Consider the following 24,909-nt stretch of genomic DNA (forward strand, 5'->3'; position numbering starts at 1 on the left):
GGTATTTTCTAAGTTAGAAAATTATTAATTAGTTATTTTAAATTTTCAATTAACCTGTCTGTATTTTTGGTTTACAGGCAGGTTAATTGCATTTTACGATTAAAGTTTATTATATTTGAAGTGTAAATTTTACATTTATTAATATCTAACCACATTATAATGAAAATTAAGAATAAAATTACTCTGATTTTAGGAGTTGTTTTGGTATCAATTTCTTCTAATGCTCAAAACAAAACATTCGCTAAAGAAGAATTTAAGCAATGGGCGCAAACACCGCCGATGGGCTGGAACAGCTGGGATTGTTACGGACCAACTGTAGAAGAACACGAAGTAAAAGCCAATGCCGATTATATGGCAAAAGAGCTTAAAAAATATGGTTGGGAATATATTGTTGTGGATATCAGATGGTTTGTAGAAAATGACAAAGCGGGCGGTTACAATCAGACTGATCCACGTTATGTGATGGATAAATTTGGAAGATACTTGCCAGCTGTCAACAGATTTCCTTCTGCAAAAGACGGACAGGGTTTTAAGCCTTTAGCCGATTATATTCATAAAAAAGGATTGAAATTCGGAATCCACATTATGCGTGGTGTTCCTAAAAAAGCGGTTGAAGAAAAAATGCCAATTAAAGGCGCAAACGGAATTACGGCTGACCAAATTTATTCAACAACTTTACAGTGCGAATGGCTGAGAGATAATTATACCGTTGTGGCAGACAAACCGGGAGCTCAGGAATATTACAATTCTATATTCGAATTATACGCACAATGGGGCGTTGATTTTATTAAAATTGACGATTTGTCAAGACCTTATCACGAGGGAGAAATTAACCTGATTAGAAATGCAATTGACAAATGCGGACGCAAAATTGTATTGAGTACTTCGCCAGGTGAAACGCCAATTTCTGCCGCACCGCACGTAAGCACGCATGCAAATATGTGGAGAATGGTTGACGACGTTTGGGACACTTGGCCACACATCACACATTTAATGGATGTTGCGCAAAAATGGTATCCTTACATTGCGCCAGGAACATGGCCAGATTGTGATATGATTCCGCTTGGACGTATTTCAGTGCGTGGAGAACGCGGTGAAGACAGAATGACGCGTTTGACAAAAGACGAACAATATACTTTAATTACATTCTTCAATATTTTCAAATCGCCTTTATTTTTTGGTGGAGATTTGCCAAGCAATGATGCATTCACTTTGTCATTATTAACGAACAAAGATGTTGTAAAAATGCACAATGAAAGCACAGCAGTAAAACAGCTTTTTCAGAAAGACGGAAAAATTGCAGTGACTTCAAAAAATGCTAAAGACGGAAGTGTTTATTTGGCTTTGTTTAATATTTCAGAAAAAGCTTCAGAAAAAGTTTCAGTAAATCTTGCAGACTTAGGGCTTTCAGGTTCAGTTGAAATTTTAAATATGTGGACAGGCGAAAAATCTAAATTGTCTTCAAACGAAATTACTGCCGATTTAAAAGCGCATGCTTCAGTTTTATATCAATTAAAAGGCAAGAAATAATGAAGACATTTTTGCTGCGCAGTATTTTTAGCCTGATTTTACTTTTTACCATTATTTTTATATTGTCTGGTTTTGGCTTAAAGCCAATGAACGAAAAACCAGATAAAGTATATTTATTTGCGTATTCGACTTTGAAGAATAATGGCAAAAACGGACTTCATTTTGCATGGAGTACGGATCAGAAAAACTGGTTTTCAATTGGTCCGGAATTTAGTTTTCTGAAATCAGATTTTGGAAGCTGGGGACCAACAGGAAAAAGCATGTCAGAACCTTTTTTGATTCAAGATAATGCTGGAATTTTTCACTGTTTCTGGAGTGTAAAAGACAACGTTTTTGCACATTCTGAAAGTAAGGATTTAGTGAGTTGGGGAAGACAGAATTATATTCAAGGAATGAAAAATTTTGTTGGCAAAGGCGAAGATAAATCGGTTATCCAAAATGTGCAGATAAGTCAAAAAGAAGGTCAATATTTGGTACACTTCAGCGAAAGCGGAAAAAATTATTCAAGTGCTACAAAAGACTTTAAAAATTACGGTTCTACAGTAATTGATGCAAATTCATCTTTAAAACTGCGAAGCGAAATCACTTTGCAGGGCGAGATTTTGCAGGGAACATTGCATCAAGTTGACTGGAGTTTGGTTGATGCCATGATCAAAAACATGGAATCGGTTAAATTTAGAGACAAAAAAGACAATACTTCTCCAAAGAGCGACAGTTTGCTATTTGCTAATTTGAAACCAGTAAAAGCCGAAATTAAGATCAACGGTCAGCAGTCAAAAAAAATCAGCAATATGTTGACGGGTGTTTTCTTCGAAGATATCAATTATGCTGCTGATGGCGGTTTATACGGCGAATTGATTCAGAATCGTGATTTCGAATATGCGCTTCACGATAAAAAGGAAAGAGACGAAAAATGGAACGCAACTATGGCTTGGAGTGGTGATTTTAAAATTGCTAAAGAAAATCCAATTCATGCTAATAATCCAAATTATGCAGTAATTTCAAAAGGAAATATTAATAATTCTGGTTTTGATGGAATTGCAGTAAAAGCCAATGAAAAATATGATTTTAGTGTTTTTGCAAAAGGTGCAAAATCAACCGTTCGATTAAAATCTTCTAACGGAGAAACTTTGGCCGAAACCAATTTTACACCAACAAATTCTTGGAAGAAATTTAGCCTTGTTTTGAAAGTTTCAAAAACGGTAAATGATGCTCATTTAGAAATTAGTACTAATGGCGAAACTGCTGTTGATATGGTTTCGCTTTTCCCTCAAAAAACATTCAAAAATCGCAAAAACGGACTCCGTTTAGATCTTGCAGATGCGATTGCAGACATGCATCCAAAATTTGTACGTTTCCCAGGAGGATGCGTGGCGCACGGTGACGGACTACACAATATTTATAAATGGAAAAACACCATTGGTCCTCTTGAAAGCCGAATTCCAATGCGAAATATTTGGGGTTATCATCAATCAATGGGATTGGGCTATTTTGAATATTTTCAGTTTTGTGAAGATTTAGGTGATGAGGCCGTTCCGGTTTTAGCCGCTGGAGTTCCGTGTCAAAATTCATCTGATGGCGGTTCAGGACAGCAATTCGGAATCCCGATGGAAGATATGGACGAATATGTTCAGGATGTTTTAGATTTAATCGAATATGCCAACGGAAGTGTGAATACCGTTTGGGGTAAAAAACGTGCCGAAGCTGGTCATCCAAAACCTTTCAATTTAAAATATATCGGAATTGGAAATGAAGATTTGATCAGTGATGTTTTTGAAGAACGTTACAGAATGATTGTAAAAGCGGTTCAGCAAAAATATCCTGAAATTATTGTGATTGGTACCGTTGGACCATTTTTTGAAGGTACAGATTACAATGAAGGCTGGAGAATTGCTGATGATTTAAAATTGCCAATTGTTGATGAACATTATTATCAAACGCCGGGCTGGTTTATTAATAATCAGGATTTTTATGATAGTTATGACCGCTCAAAATCAAAAGTGTATTTAGGCGAATATGCTTCACGCGGCAATAAATTTTACAATGCATTGGCCGAAGCTTTATATTTAACTGGAGTGGAACGCAATGGCGATGTTGTAGAAATGGCTTCGTATGCGCCATTATTGGCTAGAGAAAAGCATACACAATGGAATCCAGATTTGATTTACTTTACAGGAAATGAAGTAAAACCTACCGTAAATTATTTTGTACAAAAATTGTACGGTCAAAACCCGGGTGATATTTATATAGAAAGAACTATCAAAACTTCAGAGAATGATGAAGTAAATAAGCGCATTGGAGCTTCTGTAGTAAAAGACAATACTTCTGGAGATTTGATTATAAAGTTGGTCAATGTGCTTCCGGTTGCCGTAACGCCGTCAATTGAATTATCAAATTTATCTCTAATAGAAAATGTTGATTATACAATATTATCTGGTACTCCAGAAAATACAACAGCAAGACCAGTTACTCAGAAAATAGCAATTAAAGAGGCATTTTCTAAAGAATTGCCTCCGTATTCATTTGTTGTAATACGCGCCAAAACAAAATAAACCGTATTGCTTTTGATTCAATGAATTCATGAAAAATATTAAACACATAGTCCCGAAGTTTCGGGATAGTTTTAATCTAAAATAGCTAAAAGAAAAATACATTTTTACACATAGCTATGTTTGTTTTAAATAAGTGAAACGCCTTTTATAGACAAAGTAAAACTATGTCTCTATGTGTTTAAATAAATTCGCACCAAAAAAGAAAAAAGCAGTAAATTAAAAAGAATAAAAAATGAAAAAATTACAATTAACTCTTGTTGCACTAGTATCATTTTTTAGTGTTATACAAGCTCAGAATAACCAAAAAGGAACACCACCTGTTATTGCCGAAAAAGATTTAACAGCCTATTTATTTGTCTATTTCACAGGCAATAAAGTCGAAGAAGAAGCGGTTCGTTATGCCGTAAGTTCAGACGGTTATCATTATTATCACTTAAATGACAATAAACCAGTTTTAGACAGCAAAGTAATCAGTTCAACTGGAGGCGTTCGTGATCCGCATATTTTGAGAGGCGACGACGGTAAAACTTTTTATATGGTTTTGACCGATATGACTTCATCAAAAGGCTGGGACAGCAACCGTGCGATGGTTTTGCTTAAAAGCACGGATTTGGTAAACTGGACGAGCAATGTTGTCAATATTCAGACTGCTTTTTCAGGAAATGAAAACCTAAAACGCGTTTGGGCTCCACAGACTATTTATGACGCAAAAGCCGGAAAATATTTAATTTATTTTAGTTTGCAATATGCGGGTGGACCAGATAAAATTTATTACGCTTATGCAAATAAGGATTTTACAGCTTTAGAAAGCACACCAAAATTATTGTTTGTTCCAAAGTCAGAGCGAGCTTGTATTGATGGTGATATTATTGAAAAAGATGGTGTGTATCATCTTTTTTATAAAACCGAAGGCGGAAAAGCTGGAATTAAAGTCGCTACAACAACCGATTTAACTTCTGGAAATTGGACAGAAAATGATAATTATCTGCAACAAACAAACGACGGTGTTGAAGGATCAAGTGTTTTCAAACTAAACAATTCTGACGATTATATTTTGATGTATGACGTTTATACAAAAGGAAGATATCAGTTTACAAAAAGCAAAGATTTAGAAAACTTTAGTGTGATTGATAATGAAATTTCAATGGATTTTAATCCGCGTCACGGAACCATTTTACCAATTACGCGTTCTGAATTAAAACGATTGACAGCAAAATGGGGAACGCCGGCACAACTTCCAAAAGTAAATAATAATCCAGTTTTAGAAGGTTATTATGCCGATCCTGAAATTCTGTATTCAAACAAAACCAAGAAATATTACATCTACCCAACAAGCGACGGTTTTGATGGCTGGTCAGGATATTATTTCAAAACATTTTCATCTGATAATTTAACCGACTGGAAAGACGAAGGCATTATTATCGATCTTAAAAAAGATGTTACTTGGGCAAACAGAAATGCGTGGGCGCCATGTATTGTAGAGAAAAAAATAAAAGGAAAATATAAGTATTTCTATTTTTTCACGGCAGCACAGAAAATTGGTGTGGCTTCATCAGATAGTCCGACAGGACCATTTACAGACAGTGGAAAAGCATTGATAAGCTCAAAACCAGAAGGCATAAAAGGCGGTCAGGAAATTGATCCAGATGTTTTTACAGATCCTAAAACCGGAAAAAGTTATTTGTACTGGGGCAACGGATATATGGCTGTAGCCGAATTAAACGATGATATGATTTCGTTTAAAGAAGGAAGTAACAAAGTGATTAAAGTAGATAAAACTTTCCGCGAAGGAACCTATATTTTCTACAGAAAAGGAACGTATTATTTCCTTTGGAGTGAAGACGATACCAGAAGTCCAAATTATAAAGTAAGATACGGAACTTCAAAATCGCCGCTTGGTCCAATTGAGATTCCGAAAGACAACATAGTAATTCAAGGAATTCCAGATCAGGGAATTTATGCAACGGGACATAATTCGGTTCTACAAATCCCGAACAAAGATGAATGGTACATTACGTATCACCGTTTTTCATATCCAACCGGAATAAAAATGGGTGAAGCCGGAGGTTTTCACCGCGAAGTTTGTATGGATAAATTAGAATTCAATGCAGATGGAAGTATTAAGCAGGTCGTTCCAACACATGCGGGAATTTCTGCTTTGAAAAAGTAATATTTAGCGTTTAGTTATTCAATAAAAAAAGCTGTTTCTACAATTTAGAAACAGCTTTTTTATTTTAAAAATTAATTTTAACAAAATGAGGTTTTACGTAAAGTGGAATTAATTTAAAATAGCATCTTTACTTTATCAAAAAATGCATTTTAAAATTGGTAAAGCATTTATAAAAAAATAAGCAGAACTATGATTAATAAATTTAAAAAGATTTTTGGCAACGGAATAGCTTATGGAATTTATTATTTTTTACTGTGTCACCTTATTGGATTTATTGGTGGTATGTCGTCTAAAAGTGTGCTAAAAGTTTCGATTCCCGTTGCTTTAATAACCTTAATAATTAATGGTCTTATTTATAGCCGATTTACAAAAAGAGAAAAATTACTCAAAGCGATTACTTTTCAAGAAACGGATATTGTTAATTCTAAACTAGAAGGTATTGCCAATCATCAGGTTGAAGATGATTTAATTTCTGGAAAATTATGTATAACAGATGACGAACTGATTTTTATCTGTTCCAATAAAAAAGAATACAGATGGTCACTAACTTCATTTGCATCCTTTCATTTTTATCCGACAATTTTTAATAAAGGAGGTGAATTTGTAATTAAAGATCAAAATGGCCGTCGGATTATGTTTGAAGTAGATTATATAAAATCTTGGAAAAAGTTACTTTCTTGATTTTAAAGATTACAAAAAAAGCGGTTTCTAATTATTTTAGAAACCGCTTTTTTTAGTATAAATAATAAGCCTTAAGCCGTCTGATCGTCAGTTTCAGCATCAGGAGCATTTTTCTTTACAGATTCGATTCCGTTTTCTCTAGCCGCAACACTTTCGTACATTTCGCTAGATCCAATAATTTGTCCGTTGCTTGCTTTTAAATTAAAATAAGGTTTGCCATTGCTTGATTCTTTTCTGTCGAAACGGCTATCATCTTGCGAATTTTTTTGCACAGATTCGATTCCGTTAGTAGCGGCAGCTTTAGTAGTATAACCTTCACTTGTTAAAATCGTTTGCCCGTTTCCAGCTTTTAAATTGAATTGAAATTCTCCGTTGGCTCTTTTAGTAATTACAAATTTTCCCATGCAGTTTATTTTTAAGTTAACTAATTTATTTTGCTTCAGATAAAAATACAAAACTTCGAGATATAAATGATATTGTAAGAAAAAATAATTGTTTCGAGATTGTTAAATACAGAAGCATTTTTTAAAACTTAAATGATTTTCCTGCGCTTCATTTTATAATATTTTTTACTTTTAGACAGTTAAAGAATCATCAGAAGTTTGTTTTGCTGGTTAATTATTATTTTATGAAAGAAATCAGCCTAATTCTACAAGCGTATTCAGAAGCAAAAGCAGCAGAAAAAAAAACAGCTTTGGCAACAGTTGTCAAAGTCGAAGGTTCTTCTTATAGACAGCCGGGCGCAAGAATGCTCGTTACCGAAGATGGTCTGCTTACTGGCGCCATAAGCGGAGGCTGTCTGGAAGGCGATGCACTTAGAAAAGCACTTCTTTCAATACATCAGCAACAAAATAAATTGGTCACTTATAATACCAGCAATGAAGACGATGCCGAAATTGGCCTTCAGCTGGGGTGCAACGGAATCGTTCATATTTTGTTTGAATATATTGACAATGAATTGGAAAATAATCCAATTCAGCTTTTAAAACAACTTAAAGCAGAAAGAAAAGAAGCTGTAATTATTACTATTTTTTCTTTAAAAAGAGGAGCAGAGCAAATAGGAACAAGTCTGTTTTTCAGAAAAGACAGTCCTGTTTTGCATCACAATAACAATGCACTGAATTTAATTTCAGATGCCAAAGAAGTGCTTTTGACGAAAAAAACGTCTGTGAAAAAACTTCAGGAAAACACAGAGGATGAAGCGTTGATCGAATATGTACATCCGCCAATTTCGTTAATAATTGCGGGTGCCGGAAATGATGTACAGCCATTGGTAAAAATGACCGCTTTGTTAGGCTGGGAAGTAATCATTGGTGACGGACGCAACGTGCATGCGACAAAAAAGCGTTTTCCAGAAGCAAGTCAGGTTTTAGTCGTTAAACAAGAGGATTTTTTAAATAATATCACAATTGACGACCAAACTTATTTTGTGTTAATGACGCACAATTATAAATATGATTTGGCAGTTTTAAAATTATTATTGGATACAGATTGCCGTTACATTGGAATTCTCGGACCAAAATCAAAATTGAACCGAATGCTGGATGATCTTCAAATAGAAGGAATTATGCTAAATGAAGAACAGTTAAGCAGAATTCATAGCCCAATTGGACTCGACATTGGCGCAGAAACTTCAGAAGAAATTGCCTTATCGATTGTTGCTGAAATAAAGGCTTTTGAGTCTGGAAAAAACGGAACTTCTTTAAAATATAAGACAGGGAAAATTCACGACGAAATTCATTATGGAATCTAAAAATAAAACAGTTATTGTCATTTTGGCAGCAGGCAATTCATCAAGATTAGGCCAGCCAAAACAGCTTCTTGGCTATAAAGATTCGACGCTTCTTAAAAATACAATTGCAGAAGCTTCTCTAGTTCCAGAAGTGAAAATCATTGTCGTTACAGGCGCTAATAATCATCTGATTGAAGAAGAACTTGACCCTTCGAGAATAAAAATAGTTTTTAATCCCGAATGGGAATCCGGAATGTCATCTTCAATTATTTGCGGACTGAAGAAATTATCAGAATTATATCCCGAAAGCGAAAACTGCATTTTTGCTGTCTGTGATCAACCGTATGTTTCAAGTTTGATTTTTGAAAATCTGATTGGAGAACATTATAAAACTGGAAAAGGAATTGCGGCTTCGGCATATTCTGGGACACTGGGAACTCCGGTTCTTTTCAATAAAAAATACTTTAATGAATTATTAGAACTGCAAGGTCAGGAAGGAGCAAAAAAAATAATTAATACATTTTCAGATGATGTCGTTTCGGTTTTATTTGAAAAAGGAAATATAGATATTGATACCGAAGACGATTACAACAAACTGATGTCTGAGTTTTGAGTTTTCTCTCGCAGATTCTGCAGATTTAACAGATTATTTATTAAAAGTATCTATGTAAATCTGAACAATCTGCAGAATCTGCGAGAGCCAATAACTTTTTGAAAAAATCTATTGTCTTAATTGTCGAACTAAAGTCAAAACACGTTCAATAGTTTCTTCGATTTCTTCAGAAGTAGTAAAACGCCCCAAACTAAAACGAATAGAACTCAAAGCATTTTCATCGGATAATCCCAAAGCTTTTAAAACATGCGAAGGTTCAGATGTTACAGCAGAACAAGACGAACCATTTGAAACCGCAATATGTTGCAAAGCAATTATTAATGTTTCAGAATTAACTCCCGGAAAGCAGATATTTGTGGTATTGTAAATTCTTTCAACAGTGTCTCCATTTATAAAAGAACCTTCAAATTGGAGTAAGCCTGTTTCCAGTTGATTTCTTAATTTTAAAATTTGTTCCGCATCACTTTTCAATTCGTTTAGAGCAATTTCGCTTGCTTTTCCTAAACCAATAATTCCAGGAACATTAAGAGTACCGCTCCGTAATTTTCGTTGATGATCTCCTCCGTGTATTTGCGGTGCTAATTTAATTTTGGCTTTCGCCGAAATATAAAGCGCACCAATCCCTTTTGGACCATAAAATTTATGTGCAGAAAAAGGTAAAAGATCAATTCCAAGGGATTTAACATTCACCGGAATTTTCCCGACAGCTTGTGTTGCATCACACATGAAAAGTGCATTTTTAGCATGAGCAAGTTCAGAAATCGCTTTTATGTTTTGTTGAACGCCCGTTTCATTATTAGTCATCATAACACAGACTAATAATGTTTTATCGGTTATTGCTTGTTTTAAAACAGCAAGATTCAAAATTCCATTAGAAGCTGTGGGCAAATAAGTAACCTCAAAACCTATAGATTCCATGAATTGACAGGTTTTTAAAACAGCTTTATGCTCCGTAGAAACGGTGACAATATGTTTACGGTCTTGATTTACTAAGCCTTTTATAGCCAGATTAATAGATTCTGTTGCGCCAGAAGTAAAAATAATTTCGTCTTCCTGCGCGCCAATAAGTTTTGCAGTTTGCCATGCAGCATTTTCAACAGCTTCATTTACCGTCAATCCGGCAAGATGACTGCTTGAAGCATTCGCATAAATATCAGAAAAATAAGGAAGCATTGCATTCAAAACTCGCTCATCAACACGGGTTGTGGCATTATTATCGAGATAGATGGTTTGCTTTTGAGACATACTTTTGGGTTAATCTTGTAAAAATACAATTTTCAAAATAAAAATGTACGGCTGTTTTTTTAACGCAAAGCGCACAAAGATTTTTTTAAAGTTAGTAATCTGAATTACCGCAAAGTTCGCAAAGTTGAAATTGATAAAGCTTTGTGAACTTTGCGTTTGCTTTACACAACGAAGATAAAAATAACCTTTGCGCGCTTTGCGTTAAAAACCCACATTACGAAATTGTAATTATTCTAAATAAAGCTAATGTTTGAATTTTATAATTTTTTGTTCTTTAAGATTGTTAAATTTGTTAGAATAATAAAGGTGTTTTTGCTAATTTAAAAAATAGACTGAATGGCTTCTAAAAAAACAAATCAGAATAAAGCAACCAATGAAGATGCAAATTCTCGTCGGGACTTTATAAAAAAATCGGGACTTTTTACCGCTCTCGCTTTGGCACCGCCTTCATTGGTAATGGCCTCCGAGAATAAATGGGATGAAAAAATTGCTGAATATTTAGAGACAGTACCGCTTTCTATTGAAGTAAATGGCAAAAAACACACTCTTAACATCGAGCCTCGAACCACGCTTCTTGATTTGTTAAGAGAACAATTACAGCTTACAGGAACTAAAAAAGGCTGTGATCATGGACAATGCGGTGCGTGTACGGTTCATGTAAACGGAACTCGAATTTTGTCTTGCTTAACTTTAGCAACCATGCAGCAAAATGCACAGGTGACTACTATCGAAGGACTTTCAAAAGGAAAAAAACTGCACCCAATGCAGGAAGCCTTCATCAAAAATGATGGTTTTCAATGTGGTTATTGCACTCCTGGACAAATCATGTCTGGAATTGCTTGCATAAAAGAAGGCCATGCCAACAGCCGAGAAGAAATCAGAGAATATATGAGTGGCAATATCTGCAGATGCGGTGCTTATCATAATATAGTCGATGCAATTACCGAAGTGAAGGAAGGAGGGATGCTGTCATGAAAAACTTTCAAATAATTAAAGCGTTGTCCCCGTCTTCGGCAGTTACAAGCATCAGCAAAGAATCGTCTGCCAAGTTTATTGCCGGTGGTACAAATTTGGTAGATTTAATGAAAAAGAATGTTGTTTCGCCAAATAAACTGGTCGACATCACGGGATTAGATTTAAAGAAAATTGAATTTTTGAACGGAAAAGTTTCAATTGGAGCATTGGCAAAAAACAGCCAAGTTGCTGAAGATTCATCTATAAAAGAAAAACATCCTTTGCTGGCATTGGCTTTAGCGGCTGGTGCATCACAGCAAATCAGGCATATGGCAACAGTTGGAGGCAATATGCTTCAGAAAACGCGTTGTTCGTATTTTTACAATACCGATATGCCCTGCAACAAGCGAGTTCCTAAAAGCGGTTGTGGCGCTATTGGAGGTTCAAATAGAATGCACGCAATTTTTGGTGCTTCTGAAAGCTGTATTGCCGTACATCCTAGTGATATGTGTGTGGCGCTGGCGGCACTCGATGCAACAGTTTTGGTAGAAGGTCCAAAAGGAAAAAGACAAATTAAATTTACTGATTTTCATCGTCTGCCTGGAAATACACCAGAAAAAGACAATACACTTCTGGACAAGGAATTGATAACTTCTGTTGAAATTCCAGATAATAATTTCACGAAAAATATTCATTATTTAAAGGTTCGTGACCGAAGCAGTTATGCTTTTGCATTAGTTTCTGTTGCTGTGGCTTTGGATATTCAAAACAATACAATTGTGAATGCGCGTCTGGCAATGGGCGGTGTAGCGCACAAACCTTGGAGATTGACCGAATCGGAAGAATTTTTGAAAGGAAAAACAATTTCTGAAACGATTTTTAAACAAGCAGCCGATTTGGCTATGAAAGGTGCCAAAAGTTACGGAGATAATGATTTTAAATTAACTCTGGGACCAAATGCGATTATAGAAGCATTAACTATAGCATCATCTAAATAATTGAATTATGAGCAAGACAAGTAATATTAATAGAGTAGATGGATTTGCTAAAGTAACGGGTACAGCAACGTATTCGGCTGAGTATAAAACACCGGGCGTTGTTTATGCCTGTTTGGTGGGAAGTACAATTGCAAAAGGAAAAATTAAAAGTATTGACACTAAAAAAGCAGAATGGGCACCGGGAGTTCTGGCGGTTATTACGCATTTAAATGTAGACAAACCTGCTGGCTATCAAAAAGCAAAAGACAAACACAATTTTGGCCAGCCACTGCAGATTTTCAAGGACGATTCGGTTTTATATTATGATCAGCCAATTGCGCTGGTTATTGCTGATACTTTTGAGCGAATGCAATATGCAGCGAGTTTAATTAAAGCAGATTATATAAAAGAAGAACATTCGACTGAACTTAAAAAAGCGGCTGATAAAGAGAAAAAAGTAGAAACTGATAAAGGAAATGATTACCATCGAGGTGAACAAGACGGTTATAAAAATGCTGAGGTTGTTTTAGAAGCAGAATATACGATTCCGACTGAAGTTCACAACCCAATGGAATTGGCTAATATTATTGCAAAATGGGAGGGAAATAAACCTATTTTATATACCAAAAGTCAAGGTGTTGAAGGAACAAGAAGAAGCGTTGGTGAAGTTTTCGGAATTCCGCCTGCAGATGTTGAGGTGACTTCGGAATATCTTGGAGGTGCATTCGGAATGGGATTACACACTTGGCCTTACGAAATTGCAGCATTAATTGGCGCAAAAAAATTAAATCGTCCGGTGAAATTAGTTTTACATCGTGAACAAATGTTTACAAATGTTGGTTTCAGACCTTACACCATTCAGAAAATGGGTTTAGGCGCAACAAAAGCGGGGAAATTAACCGGCTTGACGCATGAGGCGGTTGCAATGACTTCGTCTTATGAAGATTTCATGGAAGGAACCGTAAATATGTCCCGATTTATTTATGATTGTTCCAATGTTTCAACACGATATAGAATTGTGCCTTTGGATACCTGCACGCCAATATGGATGCGTGGCCCGGGCGAAGCGACGGGATCTTTTGCATTAGAATGTGCAATGGATGAAATGGCACATAAATTAAATCTTGATCCAATTGAATTTAGAAAGCTTAATTATGCCGAAAAAGATTTGGAACAAAACAAGCCTTGGAGCAGTAAATTTCTTTTAGAATGTTATGAAGGAGGAATGGAACGCATTGGTTGGAAAAACCGTAAAAATGAACCGGGTTCTGTTAAAGAAGGAAACTGGTTGGTGGGTTACGGAATGGGAACAGGAACATTTGGTTGTTACAGAAGCCCGACATCGGTAAAAGCAAAATTTTTGCCCGATGGAAATTTAGTTCTGCAATGCAGTGTAAATGATATGGGACCTGGAACTGCAACAATGATGACAGCAATTGGTGCCGAGATTACAGGTTTACCAGCGGAAAATGTGATTATTGAAATGGGAAAAAGCGGATTGCCAAAAGGCCCTACACAAGGAGGATCGGCTACGACTTCGTCAGTTGGTTCTGCGGTGCACGATTCTTGTAATTTATTGGTAAGCAAAGTTGTTGGATTAGCTGCTGAAAATCCAATTTTTAAAGGAATTCCAATTACAGATTTGACTTTTGCAAATGGTGTAATTTCTTCATCTAAAGATAATTCAAAAACAGTTTCACTTGCGTCATTGATGAGCGCAAATAAGTCGGAAAATTTTGAAGTTGAAAACCAGTCAAAAGGAAATGAAGAAGCAAGAAAATATTCGATTTATTCGTTTTCAGTTCATTTTGTAAAAGTATTGGTGAATCCGAATTTAGGAAAAATTAGATTGGCGCATGTGGTTTCCTGTGCTGATATTGGAACGGTTATCAATCAAAAAACATCAGCCGGGCAAATGTATGGAGGTGCAGTAGGAGGAATCGGAATGGGATTAATGGAAGCCTTAGAAATTGATCATCGTTTTGGTCGTCCAATCAATAATAATTTCGCTGATTATCATGTTCCAGTAAATGCTGATATTGAAAAACAGGAAGTGTTTTTTGTCAATAAAAAAGACCCAATCAGCAATCCAATGGGAACTAAAGGACTTGGTGAAACTGCTTTAGTTGGAATGGCGCCAGCAATTGCAAATGCCGTTTTTAATGCAACCGGAAAACGAGTTAGGGATTTACCAATTACATTGGATAAAATTATAGAGACTGTGAAGGTTTAAAAAAAAGAGGCATTTTTCAATGCCTCTTTTTTTTAAACCTATTTTCAAATATAGCCCGCGGTTTCAACCACGGGGATGCGGATCATGATCGTTTAATAATGCCTAAATTGACATCGATTAGACTCTTTCAATTTTGCAAATAAAGCAACAAGCTTCTGAATTTCTAGCATGAAGATATTCAACATTATTTTCACTTTCAAAGATTTCAGAAATTAACTGATCAACATCATTATCACCAACCAGTTTTGTAAAAATCATTTTTTGTTCTTTACTGTAGCCAATTAGGGATAAAGGAAAATTTTCTTTATCAGCTTTTATTTCTGGTGGAAAATTATAAATATCTGAATATTCTTCCACCTCATTTTTATGAATAAATATTGGTCCGGATTGATTAAAAGCATTGTTTTTTGAGAATGGGCTGTAAGCAAAAACCAATCGAATATCTTTGCCAATATTAAACGGTTTTAGGGAAACTCTGCAAGGACCTTTTCCAGATGCTAATTGCTCATATATTTGATTACCGAAATTATCTGTATTAGTATTGCGAATTTTGCTGGCAAATTCTTTTGAAAGCGAAACAATCTTAAAATTTCTCATAATTTATTTATTTTAAATTTGATCAAATTTCTATTTTGTTCGCTTTATTTAAAACCCGTTTCTTGCTAAAAGGAGTCTCATAATTATATTTTACGAAACATATAGATAAAAAAAAAAGAGACATTTTTAAATGCCTCTTTTTTTTATCTAAAAAACGATTAATTATTTAACCGTAATAGGCAATTCAACAGTAGTTTTATCCCAACCAATAACCAAATTAGCTACATTACCTTGAGTTGTAAAAGCAATAGATAAAGCTTCGATCACATCAGATACTGGTTTAACAGGAACTGAAACTCTCACAACATCTTTGCTTTCATCGTAAGCATATCCGCCCCACATATCAAGTTCTTTATTGATAATGATGGTCCATTTATCTTTTTCAGGAATAGCAAATAAACTGTAATATCCAGCTGGAATATTTTTACCACCGATAGTTACCGCTTTAAAGAACTTAATTTCAGTGTTTTCGTTTGCACCAATTCTCCAAATTTCACCATACTTTACAATATCACCAAAAATAACACGCCCTTTTACAGAAGGTCTTGAGTAAAGAACTTTCACAACCGGATTTGGAGTATCTGTTTTTTTGAATTTAACGGATCTGTTTGGGAAATAAGAAATATCAACTGGACTAGCGTCTAATGGAGAAAATTTCACCACATCTTGAGCTTGAACTGAAAAGGCAGTAAACATTACAACTGCCAATAAATAAATTTTTTTCATAGGATTACAATTTTTAGAATAACTACAAAGTAAGTTAATAATTAAGAAAAATCGTGAAATTTGAGCCTGTTTTTTGTTAATGAATTGATAACGGTTATTGTAGTTTTAATGTTTCACTTAGATTGAACAAATTAATTTTAGACACAGCTTGTCATTTCGAGGAACGAGAAATCTCCACAAGAAATTCCACAACGTGAATCCAATCTTTGTAGAGCTACTCGTGGAGATTTCTCGTTCCTCGAAATGACAAACTGTACTTTAGCATAATAATGAATAAATCTGTTTAATTTGCTAAATCTGCGTGAAACAAAACCTTAATTAACAGTAATCTTTAAATATTCTCCTTTAAAACTTTGGTTCAACGCCGTCATTTCAATAGGTTCATTTGATCCATCTGGAATAACTTCAATAGAAGCCTTTCCGTTGGCCATTTTGATCGATTCACTTCCTGTTGGCGTTCCTTGATTTTTTAAAGTTTTTCCACCTTTCAGACATTGAAAATAAACGCTTTCTTCATAATCCAGACAACGCAAATTGTGATTGTCAATCGCGATAGCCGTTATCAAAAAATGACCGTTTTTTAGTTTCTCGGCAGATAATTGCAATGAAGAAGCGGCATCATTTTTATTGAAACGATAGTTGACTTTTATTGTGTCAGAAACTGTTTTACCGTCTTTAGTTTTTCCAATAGCTACCAAAGTATTTTCTCCTTTTTTGAAATTAACATCCCAAGTTAAACCACATGCAGGGTAAATAGTAATATTTCTTTGTTTTTCCCCAAGATCTTTTCCGTCATGGAATAAGGTCACTTTTTCGCAATTGCTGAAAACGCTGATTGTTCTTGGCGTATTTTCAGGCCCTTGACGTTCTGTCCAAGTATGCGATTCAATGTAAGTAAAAGGCTCTTTTGCCCAATAACTTTTAAAAACATAATACGCATCTTTTGGATTTCCGTTTCGGTCGGTAAGTCCTTTTTGATTCATATACGGAATATCATCTTCCGGTCGGAGCGGCGTTGCAAAATCCTTAAATGCCCACTGAATATTTCCCACAAACGATGGATCATTCTCGGATATATGCAAATGCCAGTCAAATAAATCAACGATATAATTTTCGCTCCAGTCTCCAATTTGAGCGATATTTGCTACTTTAGTCTGAACAATTGCTTCTTCCCAGCCTTCAGATTTTATCACATTTTCTCCCGTAACAGGATTTTCGCTGTGACGCCCAACATGACTGTCACCGCCATATTCAGCATGTATAAAATGTTTGTATTCTTTTTTATAAACGTCAATTGCTTTTTGGTAGCTTTTATAACTTCCTGAATACCATCCAGACCAGATAGAAGGCGAGAAGACATCAACAATATGTGAACCTTCATAATACTTTCTGATAGCCGTTTTTCTTGACGGATCAAGTTTATGTGCAAGCTCATTTAATTCGGTTAAAAAAGCATTTGTTTTGACATCATTATCGCCGTCAGGAAAATCTGGAAGCCAGTTTATTTCATTTCCTAGAGACCAGATAATAATACTCGGATGATTATAATTTTGATTGATGATTTCCACGAGCATATTTTTGGTGTTTGTTTTCCAAACATCATTTCCAATACCGCCACGGCACCAAGGCAATTCGTCCCAAACTAATATACCTAATTCATCACAGGCTTTGTAAACCTCAGGATCTTGCGGATAATGAGCCAATCGGACAAAATTTGCTCCCATAGCTTTAATCGATTTCATATCGGCCCAATGCTGTTCGTTTGTCATTGCGGCGCCAACTCCAGCTTGTTCTTCATGACGATGAGTTCCGCGAATTATTAAACGTTTTCCGTTTAAATAGAACGGACCGTGATCTTTAAACTCAAACCATCTGAAACCAACTTTTTCAGAAGCGCTGTCTTTAATTTGATTTTTTTCTGATAAAACAGCAGTTATTGAATATAAATTTGGAGTATCAGTATCCCAAAGTTCTGGGTTTTTGATGTTTTCGAAAGTAATTGTAGTAGTTTTATCAGCAACCGAAATCGTTTTGCTTGCTACTTTTTTTCCTTTCGGATTTTTTAAAGTTATGGTTAAAGCTAGATCTTTTGAATTATCTGAATTTACAATTGAAGAAATAATCTGAACAGAAGCTTTTTTAGCAGCAACCTCAGGTGTTGAAATTTTTAGATTGTCAATATGATTTTTGTATTTTGAAACCAACCAGACATCGCGCGTGATTCCTCCGTAAATATAGAAATCACTTTTTTGAGACGGAATAATTTCGATATCGTAGCTATTATCAACACGAACAAAAATGTCGTTATTCCCTTCTTTGATGAGGTTTGTAACATCGATTGAAAAGCCAATATAACCACCAATATGGCTTCCGGCTTCTTTGCCGTTTACATACACTTTTGTCGTAACATTTGAACCTTCAAAGTATAAAGAATAGACTTTGTTTTTATCAATTTGCGGAATAGTAAGTTTCTTTTGATACCAGCTCGCATCACGTCGGTAACCCGGATATAAGTCGGTTGCATCTTCGGCATTCCAGGTATGCGGTAAATTCAGAGAAACCCAATTTTGATTTTTTTGTGCTTCGTTGAGGTTTGAAGTGTGGTTTTCTAAATAAAGCCAATCGTTATTAATATTCAGCTTTGCCTGAGCAAAACTGCTGCTCAGACAAATCTGAAAAAAAACAAAAAGCGCAAAGTATTGAAATGTATTATAGTGGTTTGGTCGGTTGTTCATAAAGTGTAAAGCTTTTTTTTAGGTTCAAAGACTCAAAGATGCAAAGGTTCAAAGGCTGAAAACCTTTGTCACTTTGTACCTCTGTCTCTTTGCTACTTTTTTCGTTACTTTCTTCTTAATAATGCTTCAAGAAAATAATAGTCAGCGTAGATTATTGGTTCGTCAATTTCGTCGTGTTTTGGCCAGTTTCCGGTGCTGTGGTCGAGCACAAAAGGAGCTTTGATATCTGGATTTAAAATGTATTTATCGGTTTGTACCGAAGTCATTAGTTTATCGGCGAAAGCCAAATAACTCTTGTTTTTTGTATAACTGTACAATTCATATAAACCAGATGCCATAACCATTGCTGCTGAAACATCACGAGGAGCATTTGGAATACTTGGATCTTTAAAATCCCAATACGGAATTCCATCTTCAGGCAAATCTTTATTGTTCATAAAAAACTTTGCAGTAGCTTCAGCTTGTTTTAAATAGGCAGGATCTTTCGTGTAACGGTAACACATGGTAAAACCGTAAACAGCCCATCCTTGACCGCGCGCCCAAACCGAATCATCATTATAACCCTGAAGTGTTGTCTTCTTTCTAACATCACCAGTTTTTGGATCATAATCAATAACATGATAACAGCTGTTGTCGTCTCTAAATTGATTTTTTAAAGTGGTATTGGCATGTTTAATGGCTATGTCGCGGTATTTTGGGTTTCCAGATAATTTTGAAGCTTCAAAAAGCAGTTCAAGATTCATCATATTGTCAATAATAACCGGGAAATCCCAAATTTCTTTATTGAAATCCCAAGAACGAATAGAACCTACTTTTTCATTAAAACGGGTGCATAAAGTTTCGGCTCCTTTAATAATTACGGCTTCATACTCTTTGTTTTTTTCCACTTTTAACGCTTCTCCAAAACTGCAATACACTTTAAAACCTACGTCATGCGAGTTTTTGTTGACACTTTCTTTTTTGCTGAAAGCAGTCCATTTTTGAGCTTGTTCTTTGTATTGTGAATTACCTTTAAGTCGATACAATTGCCAAAGGTTTCCGGCAAAAAAACCGCTTGTCCAGTCCCGTGAAGGAACTTTGTGTATTTCATTGGTTTTGATATTCATGCTTCTCGGCATCGACAAAGAATCGACAGGATAATCGAGCAGCATTTTATAGCGCGTTTCCAAAAGAGTATTGGTCACTGCCACTTTGTTTTTTGATTGAGCATTAATTCCGGATTTGCACGCTGTTGCCAGCGATGCAAACCCTAAAATTAAAGAAATGAAACTAACTTTATTCATACTAATTAATCTGCTTTTTTAATAACCAATATTCTTTGGTTTTAGAATTGAATTTCGAATTTTGGTTTATTTAAACACCGGATGTAATTTTAACACATAGAGACGTGGTTGTCAGAGCTTGATAATGTGTTTCACTTTATTAAAACACAGCTGATTATGCGCAATGACTTGTCATTTATTTTATTATTTAACCAAAATTTAAAATGTAATTTTATGTGTTAAAATGTTTACACCCAGCAATTTAATGAATTATAATGTTTTAATAACCTTAACGGTTTGATTTTAAATCCGGATGTATGACCAGTTGAGTTCCCGGTAATGACTATTTAAATCATTTTCGTCTGGAGTAAAATCAGCCCAAAGTTTTAAACTAGCAGGGTCAAATAGCACTGCTAATAAAAATGATATTGGCAAAAACCATTTATGTGATTTGATTTTTTGGTTTGTTAACATTCATTTTTTGGTTTTAAGGTTAGTGTTAGATAAAATAGAAAAGCAAAAGACTCATTCCTATTATCAGAACGACAAATAAAATTTGAAGTAATAAGAAGTTTCCTTTTTTGATTTTCATACGGCAAATTTAGATGCCGAAAACGATATAGAAATACAAAAAAGGGTATCTAAAAATACAGATACCCTTTTTAAACCCTTAAAACAGTAGGTTTTTTAAATTACGACAGTAGATTTATAAAATTTGTCGGCATATTGTGTTGGCGTTTCTCCATACTTTTTCTGGAAGCATTTACTGAAATATTTCGGATTATTGAAGCCTACTTTGTAGCTAATTTCCGATACGGTTAATTTGTTTTGTTCCAAAAATTGAGCGGCACGTTTTAATCTAATTTCATGAATAAATTCATTTGGCGTACAGTTTGTCCAAGCTTTTATTTTTAAAAACAGCATGGTTCGGCTGACACCTAATTCGGAACAGAAAAACGGAATATCAAATTGTTCGTTCGAAATATTTTCTTCAACAATCTTAAATGCTTTTTTCAAAAGTTCTTCATCTAAAGAGGAAACCGTAATTTCTGAAGGAATAAAACTGTCTTCCGTTGAAAACTTGATTTTTAAACGTTCTTGAGTATTCAGTAAATTTTTAACGCGAAGTTTGAATTCCATTAAATTGAATGGTTTACTGATATAATCATCGGCACCGCTTTCCAATCCTTCAAATTTATAAACCAATGAAGATCTTGAAGTCAGTAAAATAACCGGAATATGACTTGTTTTGATGTTCTGTTTTATTTTAGAACAAAGCTCAGTTCCCACCATTTCAGGCATAATAACATCGCTGATAATCAAATTCGGCGTATATTTTAACGCTTTTTCAAAAGCAATTTTTCCGTTTTCGGCCTCAATAATGTTGTAATCTTTTTTGAGTAAGTTTTTCATGAACTTTCTCAAAATCTTGTGATCTTCAACAATCAGAATGGTTTGTTTTTCTTCGTTTACAATTAAATCTTCAAGATCTTCGCTTTCCACTATTTCCGAAGGTTCTAATTGTGCTTGATATTGCGCAATATCATCACTTATTCTGAAATCTGGAATAATTTCGCTGTCTGAAAGATGTTCACGGCCAAGTGGCAAAGCAACTTTAAAAATAACGCCGCCTGAAGGTTTATTGGTAACATCAATTTTTCCTTTGTGCAGTTCGACAATGTTTTTTACTATCGAAAGCCCAATTCCAGTGCCTTTATTGTAGTTTTTCTGAACTTGATTGTGCATTGGAATTTCAAAGAATAAGTCAAAAACTTTATGAATATGTTCTTCCGAAATTCCAACTCCAGAATCTTCAACAGCAATAAAAAGATTTTCAGTGTCATTACTGATTTTAATGTTGATTGATCCGCCTTTTGGAGTGTATCTAAATGCATTCGAGATCAAATTGTAAAAAACACGTTCCAATTTGTATCGGTCAAAATATATCAGAATTTCTTCGTTTGACGTTTCAAAAGTATAATCATAACCGCCATCTTTGGCATATTCAATAAACGATAAAAAGATTTCTTTTGTGAATTTTACAATATTTCCGTTTGCAGATTCAAGTGCAACCTGATGATTTTCAAGTTTTCTAAAATCCATTAAGCGGTTAATAAGCCCTAAAAGATGGTTCGCGCTTCCTTCAATAACTAGAAGCTTTTTATACATTTCATTCGTACCATTATAATCCGCTAAAATTTGCTGTAATGGACCTAAAATTAGGGTTAGTGGCGTTCTGAATTCATGCGAAATATTCGTAAAAAAGTCCAGTTTTAGTTTGTTGTTTTCTTCTATACGTTTGGTTTCCAGATATTCCAGTTCTAATTTTTGTTTCAATCTGGCTTTTGATTTCATAATCCAGATTAAACCGTATAAGCCTAAACCTATTATAATTCCATACAATAAAAAGGCCCAGATACTGCGCCATGGAGCAGGATTTACAATCACAGTTAAGGTTGTTGGGTTTTTGTTCCAAACACCGTCATTATTCGCACCGCGTACTTCAAAAGTGTACGTTCCCGGATTTTGAATAGCAAAATTAGCTTCGCTGTTTTTGGTTATCGTCCAGTTGTTTTCCAGTCCGGTTAAACGATAGCTGTACTGATTCTTTTTTGAACGAATGTAATTCGGAATCGCAAAACTAATCGAGAAATTAGCTTTGTCATAATCCAAAGTAATGGTTTTGGTATATCCAATACTTTTTTCCAAAATGCCTAACGAATCATTTGGATTTGTACTTTCATTCTGGATTTTCAAATCCGTAATTAAAACCTGAGGAGCGTATTGATTTTTGGAAATTTTTCGAGAGTCAAAATAAGTTGCTCCAGAAGGACTTCCGAAATAAAATTTATTGCCGTCAAGTTTTAGAGCCGCATTATCATTAAACTCATTATTTGTAATACCGTCTTTTTGATCATAATTGGCAACGGTTTTTCGGATCGTACTGTATTTTATAATTCCCTGATTGGTACTGATCCATAAATTTTTATCATCATCTTCTAAAATAGAATGGATCGATGTAACAACCGTATTTCCAATTTTTAGGTTGATTCTGTTGAATTTCTTTCCGTCAAAATAATGCAATCCTTTTGCTTTTGTACCTACCCAGATTTTATTATGAGAATCCTGAAACAATGTCAGAATATCATCTCCGGTTAAAGCAACATCATCAAAAAGGAAATGTTTTACAACGTATTTATTAGGTTGAAAATTTTGAAGTCCAATAAGATTCAGACCGTTCAGTGTTCCTACCCAAAGTCTTTTTTGTTTGTCAACTAGGACCGTTCGAACATAATTATTGGTTAGAGAATTTGCCTTGGTAATATCATTTCTAATAAATTGAAAAGCTTTAGAAACAGTATTATAACGAATTAATCCTTTGCTAAAAGTACCCATCCACAATACTCCATTTCCTTCTGTTTTGATGGAATAAACACCAACATCTTTTATTGAATCCTTTAATTGAGGTGAAATTCTGTCGCTTTCAAATGATTTAGTCAGCGTATTATAAGCCGAAATTCCTTTAGAGAAAGTTCCCATCCACAAAATATTATTCTCTGCAACGCACATTGATTTAATATCATTTATAGGTGTTTGCCCAATTTTGTTGTTAAGGTAGCTCGTAGCTTCTGTATTTTTATTGTAAACGGTGATGCCGCCACCTTCGGAGCCAAAATAAATGTTCTGATTTTTATCGGCTACAATCGAACTGACCACATCATAACTCATTGGAATCTTTTTCGAATTCTGATCGTAATTGAAGAAATTTACGTTCGAAATATCCCACATATTTACGCCTTTATAATAACAGCCAATCCAAACAGAACCGTTTTTATCGATGAAAATTGATTTTACCTTCTCGATCCCGCTGTTATGATTGCTATTGCTGTAACTATTGTTATTATTGATCTTTTGAATACTCTTATCTTCTCCTAAAATATAAATCCCGTCATAAGCACCAATCCAGATCGAGCCTTTGCGGTCAATAGCCAAAGCACGGATTTCATTGTTGATTTCCTTGCGTTTTTCATCAGATAAAAATGAAACAAAGCTTTTTGTTGATGAATCAAATTTTAAAAGTCCTTTGTTTTTTGTCCCAACCCAGATATTATTGAAGCGGTCTTCAGCAATTGCTGACACATTTAATACATCAATATTATTTAATGGATAATTTTTAAAAGAGAATTTTCCGTTTTTTCTGCTTGTTAAAACACACAATCCTTTTGTCGTTCCAATCCAAACCTGACCTTTTTTAGTTTTAAAAATACTCAGAATATTATTGCTTGGAATCGTCGTATTGTCTGTAGCAGAATGAATAGCAGAAGCAAACTGTCCTGTTTTTTTGTTATAAACAGATAACCCTTTTGAAGTTCCAAACCACATTTCATCTCCAACTTTCTTTATACACCAAATGGTATTGCTGTTTATGGTATGATTCGTCTTGTCAGTTAAATATCGCTTAAAAGTATTGCTGACAGGGTCATAACAATTCAAACCATTATAAGTTCCAATCCATAGTTTTCCAGAATTATCTTCTTCAATAGCCAAGATATCATTACTGATAGATGTTTTATTGGCAACATCATTTCTAAAAATGGTAAATCGGCTGCCGTCGTATTTATTGAGACCATCGCGCGTACCAAACCACATCTGCCCAAACTTATCCTGATGTATGGCAATAACAGAATTCTGCGAAAGCCCGTCAGTTGTTGAAAAATTTTTAAGACGGTATTTATTTTGGGAAAACAAATTCCCTGAAATAAAAAGTAAAACTAGAAAGACGCTCGTGTATTTCATAGCATTTATTTTTAGGTTAAAGTTAGAAAGTTTCAAAGTGGCAAAGGTTCAAAGGTTCAAAGTGACAAAGACTCAGAGGTTCAAAGGTGCAAAGAAACCTTTGTT

General features: G+C 34.7%; 16 protein-coding genes. 9 read left to right on the forward strand and 7 right to left on the reverse strand.

Going from position 1 to position 24,909, the window contains the following annotated elements; translation table 11 throughout:
• Positions 1–159 precede the first annotated feature (159 nt).
• The 4 genes from GKZ88_RS10825 (at position 160) to GKZ88_RS10840 (ending at position 6,933) form a co-directional block, all read left to right on the forward strand.
• Positions 160–1,530 carry a glycoside hydrolase family 27 protein gene (locus GKZ88_RS10825; RefSeq protein WP_155102393.1) on the forward strand — a complete coding sequence of 457 codons (1,371 nt, stop codon included), beginning with the start codon at positions 160–162 and terminating at the stop codon, positions 1,528–1,530.
• On the forward strand, positions 1,530–4,082 hold the full coding sequence (locus tag GKZ88_RS10830) for an alpha-L-arabinofuranosidase C-terminal domain-containing protein (protein WP_155102394.1): 2,553 nt from the start codon (positions 1,530–1,532) through the stop codon (positions 4,080–4,082). The genes GKZ88_RS10825 and GKZ88_RS10830 overlap by 1 nt, the downstream gene beginning before the upstream one ends.
• Before the next feature lie 232 nt (positions 4,083–4,314).
• Positions 4,315–6,252 (forward strand): family 43 glycosylhydrolase, encoded by a 1,938-nt coding sequence (locus GKZ88_RS10835; protein WP_155102395.1) that lies wholly within the window; start codon positions 4,315–4,317, stop codon positions 6,250–6,252.
• A 189-nt stretch (positions 6,253–6,441) separates the two neighbouring features.
• Complete coding sequence (locus GKZ88_RS10840) at positions 6,442–6,933, forward strand: hypothetical protein (protein WP_155102396.1); 492 nt, start codon at positions 6,442–6,444, stop codon at positions 6,931–6,933.
• Between the two features lie 71 nt (positions 6,934–7,004).
• On the opposite strand, the gene GKZ88_RS10845 is transcribed toward GKZ88_RS10840, so the two are convergent.
• Positions 7,005–7,337 (reverse strand): YegP family protein, encoded by a 333-nt coding sequence (locus GKZ88_RS10845; protein WP_155102397.1) that lies wholly within the window; start codon positions 7,335–7,337, stop codon positions 7,005–7,007.
• Between the two features lie 224 nt (positions 7,338–7,561).
• On the opposite strand from GKZ88_RS10845, the gene GKZ88_RS10850 reads away from it, so the two are divergent.
• Together GKZ88_RS10850 and GKZ88_RS10855 are read left to right on the forward strand one after the other, a co-directional pair.
• Entirely contained in the window at positions 7,562–8,686 is a 1,125-nt protein-coding gene (locus GKZ88_RS10850; protein ID WP_155102398.1) for an XdhC/CoxI family protein, read from the forward strand.
• Positions 8,676–9,278, forward strand: a complete 603-nt coding sequence (locus GKZ88_RS10855; protein ID WP_155102399.1) for a nucleotidyltransferase family protein — start codon at positions 8,676–8,678, stop codon at positions 9,276–9,278. The genes GKZ88_RS10850 and GKZ88_RS10855 overlap by 11 nt, the downstream gene beginning before the upstream one ends.
• A gap of 108 nt (positions 9,279–9,386) precedes the next feature.
• Here the strand turns inward: GKZ88_RS10855 and GKZ88_RS10860 are convergent, their stop codons facing one another.
• Positions 9,387–10,523: a cysteine desulfurase family protein gene (locus tag GKZ88_RS10860; protein WP_155102400.1), complete on the reverse strand. Its 1,137-nt coding sequence runs from the start codon at positions 10,521–10,523 to the stop codon at positions 9,387–9,389.
• A gap of 336 nt (positions 10,524–10,859) precedes the next feature.
• On the opposite strand from GKZ88_RS10860, the gene GKZ88_RS10865 reads away from it, so the two are divergent.
• The 3 genes from GKZ88_RS10865 to GKZ88_RS10875 are packed head-to-tail and all read left to right on the forward strand — an operon-like array spanning position 10,860 to position 14,687.
• Positions 10,860–11,498 carry a 2Fe-2S iron-sulfur cluster-binding protein gene (locus GKZ88_RS10865; protein WP_155102401.1) on the forward strand — a complete coding sequence of 213 codons (639 nt, stop codon included), beginning with the start codon at positions 10,860–10,862 and terminating at the stop codon, positions 11,496–11,498.
• Positions 11,495–12,475, forward strand: a complete 981-nt coding sequence (locus GKZ88_RS10870; protein ID WP_155102402.1) for a xanthine dehydrogenase family protein subunit M — start codon at positions 11,495–11,497, stop codon at positions 12,473–12,475. Before GKZ88_RS10865 ends, GKZ88_RS10870 begins: the two co-directional genes overlap by 4 nt.
• 7 nt (positions 12,476–12,482) lie before the next feature.
• A complete protein-coding gene (locus GKZ88_RS10875) occupies positions 12,483–14,687 on the forward strand; it encodes a xanthine dehydrogenase family protein molybdopterin-binding subunit (protein ID WP_155102403.1) in 2,205 nt (734 codons plus the stop codon).
• Between the two features lie 117 nt (positions 14,688–14,804).
• On the opposite strand, the gene GKZ88_RS10880 is transcribed toward GKZ88_RS10875, so the two are convergent.
• The 5 genes from GKZ88_RS10880 to GKZ88_RS10905 form a co-directional block, all read right to left on the reverse strand.
• Positions 14,805–15,284: a DUF1203 domain-containing protein gene (locus GKZ88_RS10880; RefSeq protein WP_155102404.1), complete on the reverse strand. Its 480-nt coding sequence runs from the start codon at positions 15,282–15,284 to the stop codon at positions 14,805–14,807.
• 162 nt (positions 15,285–15,446) lie between these two features.
• Entirely contained in the window at positions 15,447–16,010 is a 564-nt protein-coding gene (locus tag GKZ88_RS10885; RefSeq protein ID WP_155102405.1) for a DUF2911 domain-containing protein, read from the reverse strand.
• 314 nt (positions 16,011–16,324) lie between these two features.
• Complete coding sequence (locus GKZ88_RS10890; RefSeq protein WP_155102406.1) at positions 16,325–18,745, reverse strand: glycoside hydrolase family 2 TIM barrel-domain containing protein; 2,421 nt, start codon at positions 18,743–18,745, stop codon at positions 16,325–16,327.
• 104 nt (positions 18,746–18,849) lie between these two features.
• A complete protein-coding gene (locus GKZ88_RS10895; protein WP_155102407.1) occupies positions 18,850–20,028 on the reverse strand; it encodes a glycoside hydrolase family 88 protein in 1,179 nt (392 codons plus the stop codon).
• Between the two features lie 666 nt (positions 20,029–20,694).
• The gene (locus tag GKZ88_RS10905) at positions 20,695–24,804 is read right to left on the reverse strand and encodes a two-component regulator propeller domain-containing protein (protein ID WP_155102409.1); all 4,110 of its coding nucleotides are present in this window, start codon (positions 24,802–24,804) and stop codon (positions 20,695–20,697) included.
• Positions 24,805–24,909 lie beyond the last annotated feature (105 nt).

Source organism: Flavobacterium sp. LC2016-01 (genome assembly GCF_009711135.1).
GTDB lineage: Bacteria > Bacteroidota > Bacteroidia > Flavobacteriales > Flavobacteriaceae > Flavobacterium.